This window comes from Actinoplanes aureus (genome assembly GCF_015704865.1).
Taxonomy (GTDB): domain Bacteria; phylum Actinomycetota; class Actinomycetes; order Mycobacteriales; family Micromonosporaceae; genus Actinoplanes; species Actinoplanes aureus.
In genome coordinates this window covers 82,036-96,782 of sequence record NZ_JADQTO010000010.1, presented here as the reverse complement: position 1 = coordinate 96,782, position 14,747 = coordinate 82,036, and the positions used below count along the sequence as shown (strand labels likewise).

16 protein-coding genes are annotated in these 14,747 nt (G+C 73.0%); 10 read left to right on the top strand and 6 right to left on the bottom strand.

Annotated features, from left to right (window positions below; translation table 11 throughout):
* Nucleotides 1-4 precede the first annotated feature (4 nt).
* On the bottom strand, nt 5-2,803 hold the full coding sequence (locus tag I4J89_RS21900) for an ATP-binding protein (RefSeq protein ID WP_196415890.1): 2,799 nt from the start codon (nt 2,801-2,803) through the stop codon (nt 5-7).
* A gap of 98 nt (nt 2,804-2,901) precedes the next feature.
* On the opposite strand from I4J89_RS21900, the gene I4J89_RS21895 reads away from it, so the two are divergent.
* Genes I4J89_RS21895 through I4J89_RS21875 form a run of 5 tightly spaced genes read left to right on the top strand, consistent with a single transcriptional unit; the run spans nt 2,902 to nt 6,435 of the window.
* The gene (locus I4J89_RS21895) at nt 2,902-4,167 is read left to right on the top strand and encodes an MFS transporter (protein WP_196415889.1); all 1,266 of its coding nucleotides are present in this window, start codon (nt 2,902-2,904) and stop codon (nt 4,165-4,167) included.
* A gap of 46 nt (nt 4,168-4,213) precedes the next feature.
* Nucleotides 4,214-4,942, top strand: a complete 729-nt coding sequence (locus I4J89_RS21890; protein ID WP_196415888.1) for a YbaB/EbfC family nucleoid-associated protein — start codon at nt 4,214-4,216, stop codon at nt 4,940-4,942.
* A 4-nt stretch (nt 4,943-4,946) separates the two neighbouring features.
* Nucleotides 4,947-5,264, top strand: coding sequence for a hypothetical protein (locus tag I4J89_RS21885; protein WP_196415887.1), 318 nt, complete (start codon nt 4,947-4,949; stop codon nt 5,262-5,264).
* The gene (locus tag I4J89_RS21880) at nt 5,257-5,985 is read left to right on the top strand and encodes a hypothetical protein (protein ID WP_196415886.1); all 729 of its coding nucleotides are present in this window, start codon (nt 5,257-5,259) and stop codon (nt 5,983-5,985) included. The genes I4J89_RS21885 and I4J89_RS21880 overlap by 8 nt, the downstream gene beginning before the upstream one ends.
* Before the next feature lie 6 nt (nt 5,986-5,991).
* On the top strand, nt 5,992-6,435 hold the full coding sequence (locus tag I4J89_RS21875) for a hypothetical protein (RefSeq protein WP_196415885.1): 444 nt from the start codon (nt 5,992-5,994) through the stop codon (nt 6,433-6,435).
* A 12-nt stretch (nt 6,436-6,447) separates the two neighbouring features.
* Here I4J89_RS21875 and I4J89_RS21870 read toward each other — a convergent pair whose 3' ends face one another.
* The gene (locus I4J89_RS21870) at nt 6,448-7,182 is read right to left on the bottom strand and encodes an SDR family oxidoreductase (RefSeq protein ID WP_196415884.1); all 735 of its coding nucleotides are present in this window, start codon (nt 7,180-7,182) and stop codon (nt 6,448-6,450) included.
* 92 nt (nt 7,183-7,274) lie between these two features.
* Here I4J89_RS21870 and I4J89_RS21865 point away from each other — a divergent pair, with 92 nt between their 5' ends.
* Nucleotides 7,275-7,970, top strand: a complete 696-nt coding sequence (locus I4J89_RS21865; protein WP_309238411.1) for a TetR/AcrR family transcriptional regulator — start codon at nt 7,275-7,277, stop codon at nt 7,968-7,970.
* Between the two features lie 9 nt (nt 7,971-7,979).
* Here the strand turns inward: I4J89_RS21865 and I4J89_RS21860 are convergent, their stop codons facing one another.
* Nucleotides 7,980-8,390 (bottom strand): PNPOx family protein, encoded by a 411-nt coding sequence (locus I4J89_RS21860; RefSeq protein WP_196415883.1) that lies wholly within the window; start codon nt 8,388-8,390, stop codon nt 7,980-7,982.
* Nucleotides 8,391-8,461: 71 nt separating this feature from the next.
* Nucleotides 8,462-9,502 carry an alpha/beta fold hydrolase gene (locus I4J89_RS21855; protein ID WP_309238410.1) on the bottom strand — a complete coding sequence of 347 codons (1,041 nt, stop codon included), beginning with the start codon at nt 9,500-9,502 and terminating at the stop codon, nt 8,462-8,464.
* A gap of 81 nt (nt 9,503-9,583) precedes the next feature.
* Here I4J89_RS21855 and I4J89_RS21850 point away from each other — a divergent pair, with 81 nt between their 5' ends.
* Genes I4J89_RS21850 through I4J89_RS21835 form a run of 4 tightly spaced genes read left to right on the top strand, consistent with a single transcriptional unit; the run spans nt 9,584 to nt 13,026 of the window.
* Nucleotides 9,584-10,552, top strand: coding sequence for a DUF389 domain-containing protein (locus I4J89_RS21850; protein ID WP_196415881.1), 969 nt, complete (start codon nt 9,584-9,586; stop codon nt 10,550-10,552).
* Nucleotides 10,553-10,587: 35 nt separating this feature from the next.
* The gene (locus I4J89_RS21845) at nt 10,588-11,514 is read left to right on the top strand and encodes an oxidoreductase (protein ID WP_196415880.1); all 927 of its coding nucleotides are present in this window, start codon (nt 10,588-10,590) and stop codon (nt 11,512-11,514) included.
* Nucleotides 11,515-11,553: 39 nt separating this feature from the next.
* Complete coding sequence (locus I4J89_RS21840) at nt 11,554-12,618, top strand: LCP family protein (RefSeq protein ID WP_196415879.1); 1,065 nt, start codon at nt 11,554-11,556, stop codon at nt 12,616-12,618.
* A 48-nt stretch (nt 12,619-12,666) separates the two neighbouring features.
* Nucleotides 12,667-13,026 carry a hypothetical protein gene (locus I4J89_RS21835; protein WP_196415878.1) on the top strand — a complete coding sequence of 120 codons (360 nt, stop codon included), beginning with the start codon at nt 12,667-12,669 and terminating at the stop codon, nt 13,024-13,026.
* Here I4J89_RS21835 and I4J89_RS21830 read toward each other — a convergent pair whose 3' ends face one another.
* Nucleotides 13,027-13,803, bottom strand: a complete 777-nt coding sequence (locus I4J89_RS21830) for an ABC transporter ATP-binding protein (RefSeq protein WP_196415877.1) — start codon at nt 13,801-13,803, stop codon at nt 13,027-13,029.
* Nucleotides 13,800-14,747, bottom strand: coding sequence for an ABC transporter substrate-binding protein (locus tag I4J89_RS21825; protein WP_196415876.1), 948 nt, complete (start codon nt 14,745-14,747; stop codon nt 13,800-13,802). The genes I4J89_RS21830 and I4J89_RS21825 overlap by 4 nt, the downstream gene beginning before the upstream one ends.

Genomic DNA, 14,747 nt, shown 5'->3' with positions numbered 1-14,747 from the left:
AACGCTACCGGGCGTCCGCCTGGCGGAGCGAGCCGAGCGAGAAGCCGAGTTCGGCGAGCAGCGCCGCGCCTCGCGGGGCGTGCTCGCCGCCGGCCAGCACCAGGCTGCGGGCCGCCTGGTAGCGGCACCCAGCCGCCTCGAACGCCGCCGCGGTGGCCAGCACGCGTTCCACGTCACCGTCGAGCAGGGCCTGGGCCCGCGCCACCATGGCCTCGGCGACCGGATTGCCGGCCACCGTCGCCCGGGCCGCCATCAGCCGCTCACCGGCGGACGGGAGGCCGGCGAGCACACCGGCTTCGGCGCGCAGCGCCACGTACCAGTGCAGCCAGATCCAGGTCACCCACTTCCACACCTCGTCGGGTTCGGGTGCCAGCCGTTGCGCGGCCTGAATCGCCTGGCCACGGTGCAGCAGCAGCATCGCGTCGAACACCGGCCCGTAGCCGAGGTCGCGGCCCGGTGAGGTGCCGACCCGGTCCAGGATGGCCGTCCATTCCCGGTAGGCGTCGTCGTCGCCGCACAGCCCGTGGATCATCGCGGTGCCGGCCACCGCCGGACCCAGGTACGACCGGACCGGGCTGCCGGCCCGCTGCCACGCGTCACGGAAGCGCAGGCTGCTGGCGCGTACCTGCTCGGCGTCGCCGGCCAGCGCACCGGTCATCAGCAGCCAGTTGGTGGCGCGGTGACCGACCTCGGCCAGCAGCGGATGATCGGCGAGCTGCCGTGACCAGCGGCGGGCGCCCGCCAGGTCGCCGGCGCCGAGGGCGGTCTCGGTGGCGTCACCGAGCGCGTCGAGCACCTCGTTGCTGCCGGCCGGGGTGGCCGGTGCGGCCGCCAGCAGGGTGATCCGGCGCCGGGCCGTCGCCGCGGTGCCGAACGTGTCGCCGGCCCAGCTGTGTGCCCCGGTCAGCGCACCGAGCGCGGCGGCCTCGGCGAGCGGGTCGCCGGTGCGGTGGGCCAGGTCGACGGCTCGTTCGGCGTACGCGATGGTCTCCGGCACGGCGTTCTCGGCCGGACCCTGGGCGGAGCCGAACGCGTCGGTGAGCACCGCGGCCTCGGCGAGCGCGACCGCCGCCCGGGCGGCCGGGTCCTCACCGGCCAGTTCCCGCGCCTGGTCGACGAGCGCGACCACCTCGTGGTGCGGCGGGACGCGTTCGAACTTGCCGGAGAACCGGTACGTCTCGGTGGCCGCGGTCGCCAGGTCGCCGGCCGCGCCCGCGGTGTCGCCGGCCAGGCGGGCGGCGGCCGCGGCGGCGAGCCGCAGCCGGTGCATGTCCTCGCCGCGCATCCGCAGTCCGGCCACGGCCGCCGCCTGCCGCAGCATCGCCGCGGCGGTGACCGGGTCGGCCGCCAGCGCGGCCGCCTGCTCGAATCGCTGCTGGGACTCACTGATCGACGTACGGGTGAACGTCAGCTCCGCCAGCAGCCGGGCGAGACGGTACGCGTCCCCGCGACGCCCCGGCTGCTCACCCGCCCAGGCGAGCGCCGCCCGCAGGTCGTCGGCGACCCGGTCGAACCGGGCCCGCCAGTCCGGACCTCCCGTGCCAAGCCCGTCCGCCTCCTCCAGGCACCAGCGCAGATGCCCGCTCCGGGCGTCGTCCAGCTCACCGCTCCCGGCGAGCTGCTCGGTCCCGTACTGGCGGATCGTCTCCAGGGCCCGGTACTCGGTGCCGCGTTCGGTGGCGGTCACCGTCAGCAGGCTCTGCTCGGCCAGCCGGGCCAGCCCGTCCACCACGACGCCCGGCGCGGATCCGGTCACCCGGGCCACCACCGGTACGGTGAACGGCGCCACGAACACCGACACCCGGCGCAGCAGTTCCCGGTCCTCCGGTTCCAGCAGGGCGTGACTCCAGTCCAGCGCCGCCCGTACCGAGCGGTGCCGGTCGTCGGCCCGTGGTCCACCGGCGAGCAGCCGCAACTGGTCGGCGAGGCCGGCGGTCAGCCCGTCCGGGCCGAGGGTGGGCCAGCGGGCGGCGGCCAGTTCGATGGCGAGGGCCATCCCGTCGAGCCGCGCGCAGACCGCGGCGATGTGGTCGCGCAGGCCCGGCGGGGGCGGTCCGCCGACCGAGGCCGCCCGGTCCAGGAACAGCGCGACCGCGTCCGAGTCGCCGTCGGCGCCCAGCGACAGCGGCGGCACCGGGTACACCCGCTCGAACGGCACCATGAGCCGGGCCCGGCTGGTCGCCAGCACGGTCACCCGCGGGCAGGCCGCGAGCAGCCGTTCCAGGAACGGGGCGACGCCGTCGCGTACCTGCTCGCAGTTGTCCAGCACCAGCAGGGCCCGCTGGTCGCCCAGCGCGGCGGCCACCGATTCGTCCAGGCCCTGGCCGGGCTGCTCGCCGACGCCCAGCGCGCCGGCGACCGCGGCCGCGACCATGCCGGGGTCGCTGACCGGCACCAGGTCGACGAACCACACGCCGTCCGGGTGGTCCCCGGCGGCGCCGGCGGCCACCGCCAGGGCGAGCCGGGTCTTGCCGACCCCGCCCGGCCCGACGGCGGTCACCTGCCGATGCTTCTTGATCATTTCGGTGAGGGCGGCCCGCTCCGGCAGCCGGCCGATGAACGAGGTCAGGGGCGCCGGCAGCACCGGCGCGGCGGCGCGGCCGGCCGAGGTGGGCACGGACGCCCGCTGCGCGAGCGCCCGCCGGTCCGCGACGTTCAGCTTGCGCAGCAGCGAGGAGACGTGGCTTTCGACGGTACGCACGGAGATGAACAGCCGCGCCCCGATCTCGGCGTTGCTCAGGTGCTGTCCCACCAGCTCCAGCACCTCGGCTTCACGGGCCGAGACCTCTTCCGTCGTCACCATGGCGCCGATTCTTCCGTACCCTGTCTCGCCTTTGATCCGTGCTCCTTTCCGTGCTCGGCACGGATGCCAGGCGGGCATCGCCCGGCGAGGCTGATCCCATGAACGAACTCCGCTCCGACGCCCGATCCTGGTCCTCGTCGATCGCCCGGCTGCTGCGCAACCCGGTGCTGCGCCGGGTCCTGCCCGCCACCCTGGTCTCCGCCCTCGGTGACGGCATGAGCATGGTCGCCGTGGCGTGGCTCGCCGTGCAGATCGCGCCACCCGGGCAGGCCGGCATCTGGACCGGGCTGGCCGTGGCGGCGTACGCGCTCCCGGCTCCGCTGGGGGTGATCCTGCTGGCGCGGCCGATGCGCACGTTGCGCGCATCGCAGCTGATGGCCGCCGACGCGGCCCTGCGGTCGGTCGCGCTGGGCGCGGTCGCGATCCTGGCGATCACCGGCACGCTCAACCCGATGGTGTACGTGCTACTGCTGGCGGTCTCCTCGGTGCTGCACGCGTGGGGGAGTGCCGGGGCCTACACGCTGATCGCGGAGCTGCTGCCGGACGAGGAGGACCGGGTCACCGGCAACTCGTTGCTGTCCACGTTCGCCCAGGGCTCGTTCGTCATCGGCCCGGCGCTGGCCGGCGCGCTGACCGCGGTGACCGGTCCGGGCTGGGTGATCGGTCTGGACGCGGTGAGCTTCGCGGTGCTGGCCGTCGCCGCCGCGTCGGTCGCCGCCCGGCCGGACGGCGGCGCCGCGGTGCAGCCGTCCGAGTCCACGGCCGGGGCCTGGCGCACCATCGCCGACCGGCCCCGCCTGCTCGGGCTGCTCGCCGTCACCTGCGTGTTCTTCTTCCTGTACGGCCCGGTCGAGGTGGCCCTGCCGATCCACGTCGCACACGGGCTGCACGGCTCGCCCGGTCTGCTCGGCCTGTACTGGACCGTCTTCGGCGTCGGCGCGACCATCGGCGCCCTCGGCGCTTCGCTGCTGCGGCGCCGGCCGCCGTGGCAGGTCGTGGTCGTCATCATCATCGGCTGGGGTGCCGCGCTGCTGCCGGTCGGTCTGACCGACGCGATCTGGCCCGGCATGCTCGGACTCGCGTTCGGTGGGCTGATCTACGGACCGTTCACCGCCATCTCCACCGCGCTGTTCCAGAGCAGCGCCCCGCCGCGGGCGCTGAGCGGGGTGCTGGCCGCCCGTACCGCGTTGACCACCCCGTCGACCGCGCTCGGCACGCTGGTCGGCGGCCCGATCGTCACCGCCGTCGGCGGTCGCGTCACCCTGCTGCTGTCCGGTCTGCTGACCGTGGCGCTCGGCGTGGCGGTCGCGGCCGTCCTGCGTCTGACCCGGCACAGCCGCCTTGCACCGGATTCGAATCATTGAGAGAGTCCGATGAATGTCCGGGCGGCACGTCATGCGGGGATGACCGATGCGGGATGAGCGTTGGGAGGCGTTGCGGCGCCTCGGCGACGACAGCGAGGCGCTGTTGCGCACCGCACGCGCGGCGGCTCAGGCCCCGGCCGAGCCGGGGACCGACGCGAGCGGCTCGGTGACCGCCACGCTCGATGCCGACGGCCGGGTGACCCGGGTCGCGGTGGCAGCCGACTGGCGTCGTCGAGTCGATGCGGACCGACTGGCCGAGGCGGTCGCCGAAGCCGTGCGCGATGCCTCGATGCGGCGGCTGGCCGCGTGGGGCACGGTGTTCGGCAGTGACGCCGACGGCGTTCCCGCCGCGACGCCGGATCCCGCCGAGTCCCAGCAGCGGCTGCCGGAGCCGGGTGACGACCTCAACGCCGCGCTGACCGGACTGCTGGAGTTGTTCGAGGCGGTCGAGCGCGGCATCGACGAGGTCTCCGAAGGGCTCCGGACCACGCTCGACGCCACCCACACCGGGCGCAGCGCCGACGGTTACGCCGGGGTGTCGCTGAGCGGCGGCGGTGACGTGCTCTCGGTGCGTCTCGACCCGGCCTGGCTGCGGGAGGCGCCCGCGGCCGACATCGGGCGGCAGGTCGTGATGGCCTTTCATTCGGCGTACGAGCTGGTCGCCGCGCATGGTGTGCAGCGGCTCATCGCGGACAGCGCGCTGGGCGAGGTGCAGCGCGCGGTGCAAGATCCGGTCGGTCTGGCGCGCCGCCTGCGGATCGATGGGGAGGGCTAGCCGGATGACGCTCAAGGCCGCCCTCGACGCGTTGCGCACTGATGCGGCGTCGTGGGATCGCGTTGCCGAGGTGACCGGACGGGCCGGTTTCGAGGCGGGGAACCTGACCCTCGGTGCGGAGGACCTGTCCTGGGCGAGCCTGCCGAGCGGGCTGCTGGACACGTACACCGAGCTGCAGGACAAGGTGGTCCGGCTGCTGGACGAGGCGACCGGGGTCTATCGCGATCTGAGCGTCACCCTGGACCGGGTGACCCATGCGTACGAGGTGGACGACGAGAAAGCCGCGCGGCGGTTCGAGGGAGTGTGGGACGTCCGTGACTAGCACGATCAGTTCCGGCACCGAGGCCGCGCTGCTCGCGCGGATCCGATCGACGCTGGACCGCATCGACGCCAAGACCGTCGAGTTGCGGCTGGCCGTCGACAGCGGGATGCGGTTCGTCCCGCCGCCGTTGCGGAACCGGGTGGCCGCCGGCTGGCCGGACTTCTGCGCGCTCATGCGGCGCATCTGGGACAACCTCACCACGATCCTGTCCAACATGGGCTCGCCGTACCGGCTCTACACGACCGCCAACGCCTGGAGCGACCGCGTCGGTGTGCCGGTCAGTGGTCAGGTGCAGACCGCCGAGGCGGGGCTGCTTCTGGTGGACGACAACTGGGACGGGGACGCGGCGGACGCGTACCGGCAGATGCTTCCTCTCCAGAAGGCCGCCCTGGACAAGATCAAGTCCACGATCACCGACGGCGTCTCCACCGCGCTGATGACGGTGGCGGCGGGCATCGTCGCCTTCTGGGCCGGACTGGTGGGTGCGGCGACCGCGCTGGCCGTCGGCATCCTGGGCGCTCTGTCCTCCACCGCGACGATCATCGGGATGCCGGCCGCGCCGTTCATCGCGTGCGGAGCCGCCGCCACCGCGTGCGTCTCCATGATCGGTGCCGCGGAGGTCCTGAAGGCGTTGTGCTCGACGGCTAACAGCACGCTGCGCCAGAAGTTCGACGACACCGGGTTCCACGGGGGCCACTGGCCGCCGGCGGTGCGGGGCTGACCTCGGATGACGGCCACCCGCTCCAGCGGCGCGAGCAACCGGGTCCTCGGCTCGCTGACGATTCTCCTGATCCTGGCCGACGCGGCTTTCATCGTGATCTGCTCGATCGTCTGGCGGGCGTACCGGGACGGGTCGATCGCCGCGGCGGACGCCGCGGCCTTCACCCTGCTCGGGGTCTCCGCCGCGGTGAGCGCGGCCATCCTGGCCGTCGCGGCGACCGCCCTCTTCCGGGGCGCCCGGGGTGACCGGCTGGCTCAGGCGGCGACCGGGCTGGCGGGACTCCGGCTGGTCGGTCTCGCCGTCGCCGTCGCGGTCATCGCCGTCACCCTCGGTTTCTCGGCGGTCGCCGGGCCGGCCGAGACGTTCGCGATCATCCTGGCCGGCGGCGAGGCGCTGGCGGTACTGCTGGCGACCGGTGTGGCGCTGCGCCGCACTCGCCATGCGGGGTGAGCCCGAGCCCGGTCAGACGATGCCCCCGTTGGCCCGCAGCAGCTGGCCGTTGACCCAGCGGCCCTCGGGCCCGGCCAGGAACGCGACCACCCGGGCGATGTCGGCCGGGGTGCCCAGGCGCTCCAGCGGCGGCTGCTTGGCCATCCGGTCGACGGTCTGCTCGTCCTTGCCGTCCAGGAACAGCTCGGTCGCGGTCGGCCCGGGTGCCACGGTGTTCACCGTGATGTCGCGTCCCCGCAGCTCCCGCGCCAGGATGAGGGTGATCGCCTCCACCGCGCCCTTGCTGGCGGCGTAGGCGCTGTAGGTGGGCAGCCGCAGCCCCAGCACCGACGAGGACAGGGTCACGATCGCCCCACCGTCACGCAGCCGCCGCGCTGCCTCCCGCGCCACCACGAACGTGCCCCGGATGTTCGTACGGTGCAGCTCGTCGAGCTCGGCGAGATCCAGCTCGGCGAGCGGGGCGAGCGACATCCGCCCGGCACTGTTCACCACCACGTCGACGCCGCCGAAGGTGGACTCGGCGAGGTCGAACATCGCGGCCACGGCCTTCTCGTCGGCCACGTCGGCCTGAGCGATGACGGCCCGCCCGCCCGATCGGATGATCTCCGCGGCGACCTCGTCGGCCGCGGTCCGCGACCCGGCGTAACCCACCACGACGTCGAGCCCGGAAGCCGCGAGGGTGGTGGCGATGGCACGCCCGATGCCCCGGGAAGCTCCGGTGACGACTGCTACACGCTGCTCGGTCATGGATCCATCTCCTGATATCGGTGATACGTGCTTCGCGTATCGGCGATAACATCACCGTATCACTACTATCGCGTTGGCGTATCATCGATTCTGTGACGACAGACACCGTGCGTGCGGCGATGCTCGACGCGGCCGAGAGGCTGCTGGCCGCTTCCACCGACTACGACATCTCCACCCGCGCGGTCTGCGAGGCCGTCGGCGTCACCCAGCCCGTGCTGTATCGGATCTTCGGCGACAAGCAGGGGCTGCTCGACGCGGTCGCCGACGCCGGCATGGAGCGCTACGCCGCACAGAAGGCAGCGCTCGAGAAGACCGGTGACCCGATCGCCGACCTGACCGCCGGGTGGGACGACCACATGGCGTTCGCCCGCGACCACCCGGCGCTCTACCAGCTGATGTTCACTCCACGGCCGGAGTCCGGCGCCGCCACCTACCGGCGCGTGCTCGATCTGCTCGAAGCCACCCTGGTGCGCTGTGCCGCGGTGGGCGCCCTCACCACCGACCCGGCGAACGCGGCCCGGCTGATCCTGGCGGCGAACGTGGGCGTGGCCCTGAGCCAGATCGCCCGGCCGAGGCTCTTCAGCGATCCACGGCTGTCCCACGAGGCCCGGGACGCGGTCTTCGCCGCCGTCCTGACCGAACCGTCCCCGCGCGGCCAGGCCGACCCGGTACGCGCCGCGGCCCGGCAACTGCGGTCGCAGCTCGCCCTCTCCGGCACCACCGCGCTCGAGGACGCCGAAGCGGCTCTGCTCGACCGCTGGCTGGACCGCATCGCCGCCGAACCGTAGGGATCCGGGTCAGGAGCCGTCGCGGTGCAGCAGGAGCCAGGCGTCCGCGGGGAACAGCTTGCGCGCCATTGTCCAGGTGAAACGGGAGTAGTACGGGCGAGCCGCAGCCTCGTCGATGATGCGGGGATCGTTCACCCGGTGGTCGCGGCCCTTCCAGCGGATGGTGCACTCGCCCGCTGCCAGCACGTTGCGGGCCCAGTTCGTGCCGGCGCCCCACGGCAGGTTGATGATGAAGCTGTCCGGTGTGGCGATGACCGCCACGGGCACGGTCAGGCTCCGGCCGGTGACGCGCCCGCGATGGTGCACCACCGCCCAGATCGGGAACCAGCGCCGCCCGGCCAGCACCCGGACGGCCGGTGCGGTGGCGCGGGCGAGACGCCAGGACGTGTTCTTCGGTACGGCCGATGCGGAGGAGGTCATACCTCGATCCTCCACTGCCGACCGTGGTGTCCGCGTCACGGTGATCCGGCAGGCCCGATGGCGGAATTCCGTCAGTCCGGGGTGTGCCGCAGCGCGTACGCGACGGCGTCGGTCCGGCCGCGCGCGCCGATCTTGCGGTAGAGATTCGCCAGATGGCGCTCCACGGTGTGCACCGCGATGCCCAGCCGGCGGGCGATCTCGCTGTTGGAGTCGCCGGCTGCGAGCAGTCGCAGAACTTCGCCTTCCCGGGGTGTCAGCATCTGCGCCGCGGTACCGGCCGCTGGGCGGCTCACCCGACCGGTCGTCACGAATTCGGTGACCAGCCGGACATCCGCGGCCGGGTCCTCCAGGAACAGCGTCGGGGTCGAACCCGGCCGTTCCACCAGCCGCGCGTCCGGCAACCCGCCGGTCAGGCGCCGGGCGACCTCGACCGGGATCTGCTGCTCACCCTGGCGATGCAGGACCAGGGTGGGCGCACGCACCCGACCCAGTTCCGCGGTGACGTCGATGTGTTGTGCCGCCTCGAACCACGCCTTGGCCACCGGCGCGGTGGTCGCCGTACGGAACGCCTCCGCGGTCCAGCGCCCCGACGGCGCCGAGTCCCAGCCCAGCCAGGCGGTCGCGGCCGCGTCGGCGAACAGCCCCCAGTCCTGGTCGACCAGGGAGAGCAGGGCCTGGGTCTGCGCCGGGCGCATGGCCTCGCGCAGCCGCGGCGCCCCGCCGAACAGCACCATCCGCTCCACCCGGCCGGGCTCGCGCGCCGCGAAGGCGATGGCGGTCGCGACCGAGTGGTAGTAGCCGAGCAGCGAGGCCCGCTCGATGCCGGCGTCGTCCAGCACGGCCTGGAGGTCGCGCAGGTGGGCGTCGACGCCGAGGTCGGTCAGGTCGATCCTGCGATCCGAGCTGCCGGTGCCCCGGCCGTCGTAGAGCACCACGGTCAGGTGCCGCGACAGTCCGAGGTAGGCCGCGCGTACGACCGGGATCCGCCACTGCGCGACGATGTTGCTCAGCGACGGCATCCAGACCAGCACCGGACCGCGCCCGAAGACCTGATAGCCCAGCGTCACACCGTCGCCGGTACGGGCGAAGCGCACCTCGGGCAGGTCGTCCACCACGCCAGTATCGCCTCCCCGCACCCGCGTCATCCGTGACGGGTGAGGACAGTCCGGCCGGTGGCGGGCACGCTCGCAGCCATGGCGGGGGTGACCGAGGCGGATCTCGACCGGATGGTCGGGCGGCTCTTCCTCGACACGCGCAGGCAGCGGTCCGCCTTCTGGGTGCTGCTCGTCCTCGCGGCGATCATCGCGACCGCCGGCGTGGTGGCCGATTCGGACGCCACGGTGATCGGCGCCATGATCGTCGCGCCGCTGATGACCCCGATCCTGGGCACCGGCTTCGGGCTGGTCCTCGCCGACCGCCGGCGGATCCTGGCCAGCGCCCTGCTCGTGGTCAGCGGCGCGGTGCTGGTCGTCCTGATCGGCTTCGGGCTGGGGCTGCTGGTGGCCGGTCCGGTCGTCGCGGACACCAACTCGCAGGTCGCCGGCCGGGTGCACCCGGAGCTCATCGATCTGGTGGCGGCCCTCGCGACCGGCGCGGTCGGCGCGTTCGCCCTGGTGCGTTCGGACGTCTCGGACACCCTGCCGGGAGTGGCGATCGCGATCTCGCTGGTCCCGCCGCTGGCCGTGGTCGGTCTGACCCTGGAGTCGGGTGCACCCAGGCAGTCCGCGGGTGCGCTGCTGCTGTTCGCCACCAACGTCGCCGCGATCATCGCGACCGCCACCGCCGTGCTGATCGGCTACCGGGTGCGCTACGCGGCGATCAGAGCGGGCCGGCCGGTCGGGCGGCTGCGCCCGCTGACCTTGGCCGTCGTGGGGCTGGTCGTGGTTCTGGTGGCGATTCCGCTCACCCTCAGCAGTGCTCAGGTGTTCCGCGATCAGGCGATCGTGTCGGCCGCGCAGCCCGTGGCGGAACGCTGGGCCCGGTCGCGGTCCTGGGACGTCGTCAACGTGACGGTCCAGCAGGGAGTGCTGCGGGTGACGGCTGCCGGACCACCGCCGCCGGCCGACGACACGTCGTTGCGGCAGGCGCTGGACGACGCGGGGCTCGCCGATGTCCCGGTGCGGCTCTCGCTCGTCTACGGAGAAGCCCGCGATCTGCCCTGACTGGATATCGGCAGACTGCAATACGCTCGGCGGTCATGCGGAACCCGCCTCGGTGGACAGTGCAGTCGATCCCCGGCCAGTCCGGCCGGACCGCCGTCGTGACCGGCGCCAACAGCGGCATCGGCTACCACACCGCCCGCGAACTGGCCCGCCGCGGCGCCCACGTGGTGCTGGCCTGCCGTGACCCCGCGCGCGGCGGCGCCGCCCTCGACCGGATGCGCGGCGAGGTGCCCGGCGCTCACCTGGAGCTGCGCCGGCTGGACCTGGCCGATCTGTCGTCGATCCGGGCGTTCGCCGCCGGGTGGGACCACGACCGGCTCGATCTGCTGGTCAACAACGCCGGGGTGGCGATGGTCCCGTACGCGGTGACCGCCGACGGGTTCGAGTCGCACTTCGGCATCAATCACCTCGGTGGCTTCGCGCTGACCGGTCTGCTGCTGCCGCGCCTGCTCGCCGCGCCCGATCCCCGGGTGGTCACGGTGAGCAGTGAAGGGCAGCGCTATGCCCGCTTCGACCTGGGCAACCTCAACGCCGAGCGCCGCTACCGGGCGTCCGACGCCTACGTGATGTCCAAGCGGGCCAACCTCTATTTCGCCGTGGAACTGCAGCGCCGGGTGGACGCCGCCGGGCGGAAGCTGCGCAGCATGGCCGTCGCGCCCGGGCTCACCCGTACGAACGTGCTCACCGGCGGCGTGCACCGCAGCAGGGGGCGTCTCTACGCGGCGGCCCTCGGCCTGATCATGCGGGTGGCCTTCCGGCCGGGTCCCGAAGGGGCGAAGACCTCGCTGTACGCCGCGACCACGCCCGACCTCCCCGGCGGCAGCTACATCGTTCCGGACGGGCTGCTGCAGTTCTGGGGCGAGCCCACCCGCCGTACGCGCGAGCGCGCCATCCACGACACCGACACCGCCGCTCGCCTGTGGGAACTGTCCGAACGCCTCACCGGGGTCAAGTATCAATAAACCGCCTATATCCTGCTAAAGCTGTGCAAAACTTCTGGAATGCTCTGGTGGGGAAAACGCCGTGCGCCGCTCTGGGCCCGGCTCGGTGTCGTCTTCGGAAGCCTGCTCCTGGTGCCGGCCGGCGGCGCCCTGGTCGCGGCACGGGCGGGGCTGGCCGGGCATTCCCCGGCGCAGGCGATCCCGGCGGGTGCGCTGAACCTCCTGCTGGTCGGCATCGACCCACGCGGTACGCACATCGCGCCACTCGCCGACACGATCATCGTGGCGCACATCCCGGCGGACCGGCGCGCCGCGTATCTCTTCTCGCTGCCGCGCGACCTGGTGGTGCGGATCCCGGCCTTTCCCCCGACCGGCACACCCGCGACCCGCGGCAAGATCAACGGAGCGATGGCGCTGGGCAGCCGGACCAGCACCGGCGAGTACCGCCCCGCCCAGGGCTACGAACTGCTCGCCCGGACGGTCGGTGACGTCACCGGGATCAGGCGGTTCGACGCCGGCGCGATCATCAACTTCGGTGGCTTCCGCAAGGTGGTCGACGTGATGGGCGGCGTCCGGATGGTCATCGACCAGACCGTCGTGTCCGAGCACCGCAAGCCGGACGGGAGCCCGCGGGACCGCCTGCCGTCCTGCCAGGCGCACCAGAAGTGCCTGCGCCCGTACACCGGGCCGCAGAAGGTGTACTCGCCGAGCGACCGGCCGGTGCGCCTGGAGGGCTGGGAAGCCCTCGACTACGTGCGGCAGCGCTACGGACTGCCCCGCTCCGACTACGACCGCCAGCGGCACCAGCGGCAGTTCCTCCGGGCGGTGGTGAAGCGGCTCAGCCAGGATCCGGGCATGTTGCTGAAGGTCGCCGGCGCGGCCGGCGACTCGTTGACCTTCGTCGGTGGCGGGCGCACCATCGCCGACTGGGCGACGGCGCTGAAGCGGATCGACGCCAACGACATGACGACGGTCGGCCTGCCCGGGCAGGCGCTCTTCGAGGGCGGCACGTATCGGGGCGAGCGGTTCCCGGTGCGGGTCGGCGCCTTCTTCACCGCCGTCGCCGAGGGCCGGGTGGCGCAGTTCCTGCTCGACCACCCCGGCATGGTCACCCTCGACAGATAGTGGGGCGGCCGCGATGCACAGCATCGGGGTTACCCGAAAGGAACGAGATTGTCCCTTCCCGACCTGACGACGTACGCGCCGCACCGGTCGACGCCGGACGCCGACTTCGAGGGCACCGCTGTGCCCGGCCTGCACGCTGACTTCTTCCGCCGCCCGGACGGCGACCGGATCGCCTCGGTCGGCCGGTATTCCTACCGGGGCCGCGAGGTGCTGATCGCGTGGGGCTACGTCGATGAGCAGCACTGCCGCCGGCACGCGGTGCACGACCCCACCCGCGGCTGGCAGCCGGTCGTCGAGGGCTGCCCGGACGTGCGAATCGTGCGCGCCGGGGACGAGGTGGTCGGGCTGGAGGTGCGTACCCCGGAAGGGGAGTGGCTGCGCGCCGGCGAACTCACGCCCGGCCGGTGATCAGGAACCGCATCCGCACCTGGTGATCGGGTGGAACAGCAGATGCAACTCGCCCTCCAGGTCGAGCCGGCGGATGCCGATGCCGTAGACCGGTTCGAGGACCTCGGGGTCCAGCACGTCGGCGGCCGGCCCGGCCGCGACCACCCCGCCGGTGCCGAGCAGCACGAGGTCGTCGCAGTAGCGGGCGGCCAGGTTGAGGTCGTGCAGCACGACGATCGAGCAGGTGCCCAGGCCGCGGACCAGGCGCAGGATCTCGTGCTGATAGCGGATGTCCAGGTGGTTGGTGGGCTCGTCGAGCAGCAGGTGGGTCGCCTCCTGGGCCAGGGCCCGGGCGATCAGCACCCGCTGCCGCTCCCCGCCGGAGAGCCCGGCGAACGGCCGGGCCGCCAGGTGGGTGGCGCCGACCCGGGTCAGGCAGCGGGCGGCGATCTCGTGGTCGTCGCGGCCGGTGCGCTGGAAGGCCGACAGATGCGGATTGCGGCCGAGCAGCACCATCTCGGCCACGGTCAGCGCCGTCTCGCCGCCGGTCTCCTGCACTACGACGGCCATCCGGCGGGCGGCCTCGCGCGGGGTCAGGGTGCCCAGTTCGCCGCCGTCGACGGTGACCTTCCCGGTGGAGCTGCGCAGTGCCCCGTAGAGCAGGCGCAGCAGGGTGGTCTTGCCGCTGCCGTTCGGGCCGATCAGGCCGAGCACCCGGCCGGGGCGAGCGGTGACGGTGACGCCGTCGATGACGGGGCTGGCGCCGTAGCGCCAGGACACCCCGGACGCCTCGATCACGCCGGCGCCTGGAAGCGCTCGACGATCCTCTCCAGACCGTCGACGGACAGCGGGGACGGCGGCTCGGTGAAGTTGAACAGCTGGGTCATGACGTTGCCGTCGCTGACGGCCTTGAGTTTCGCCGCGCCGGGCAGCCCGGTCACCGCCGCCTCGACCGCCTTCGGGTCGCCGTCGCTGTGCAGCAGGATCAGCACGTCCGGGTTGCGGCCGAGCAGCTCCTCCAGGGTGACCTCGAAGACCCGCTCGTTGCTGCCGGCGAACACGTTGGTGAACCCGGCCGCCTCCAGCTGCGGGTGCGCCATGCTCGTCGAGCCGTACGCGTACGTCACGCCCCCGCCGACCGTCGGGTAGAGAACGGCCGCGGTGCGCGTACCCCGCTCGGTTCTGATCCTGGACATGCGCTCCTTGAGCGCCGTGATCGCGCGCGCCGCTTCGGCCTCGCGGTCGAAGACCTTGCCGTAGGTCGTCATCTGCGCGTAGATGTCGTCGAAGGCCGGCACGGCGGTGGCGCCCGGGCAGAGCGCGGGTTCTTCGAGCAGCGGGATGTCCACGGCGGCGAGGGTGTCGCGGGAGAGGTTGTCGACCTCGCCGAGCACCAGGTCGGGCTGCTGGCTGATCACCACCTCCTTGGAGATCTGGAGGTGGCCGCTGGTGTCGGTCCGGTCGGTGAGCAGCGGGATCCGGTCCAGCTCGGAGAGAGTCGCGGCGTCGTAGTACTCCGCAGGGTACCGCCCGGCCCGCGCGGTCACCCGGTCCATCACGCCGAGCGAGTGCAGGTAGGGGACGGCCGCGCTCTTGAGCAGCACGACCCGTTCCGGCGCCTTGTCGAAGGTGACGGCCACACCGCAGTTGTCGACGGTGACCGTGCCGGACGGCTCACCGGTGGCGGCAGCGCCGCATCCGGCGAGAAGCAGGAGCGAGGCGGCGGCCGGGAGTGCCTTCAT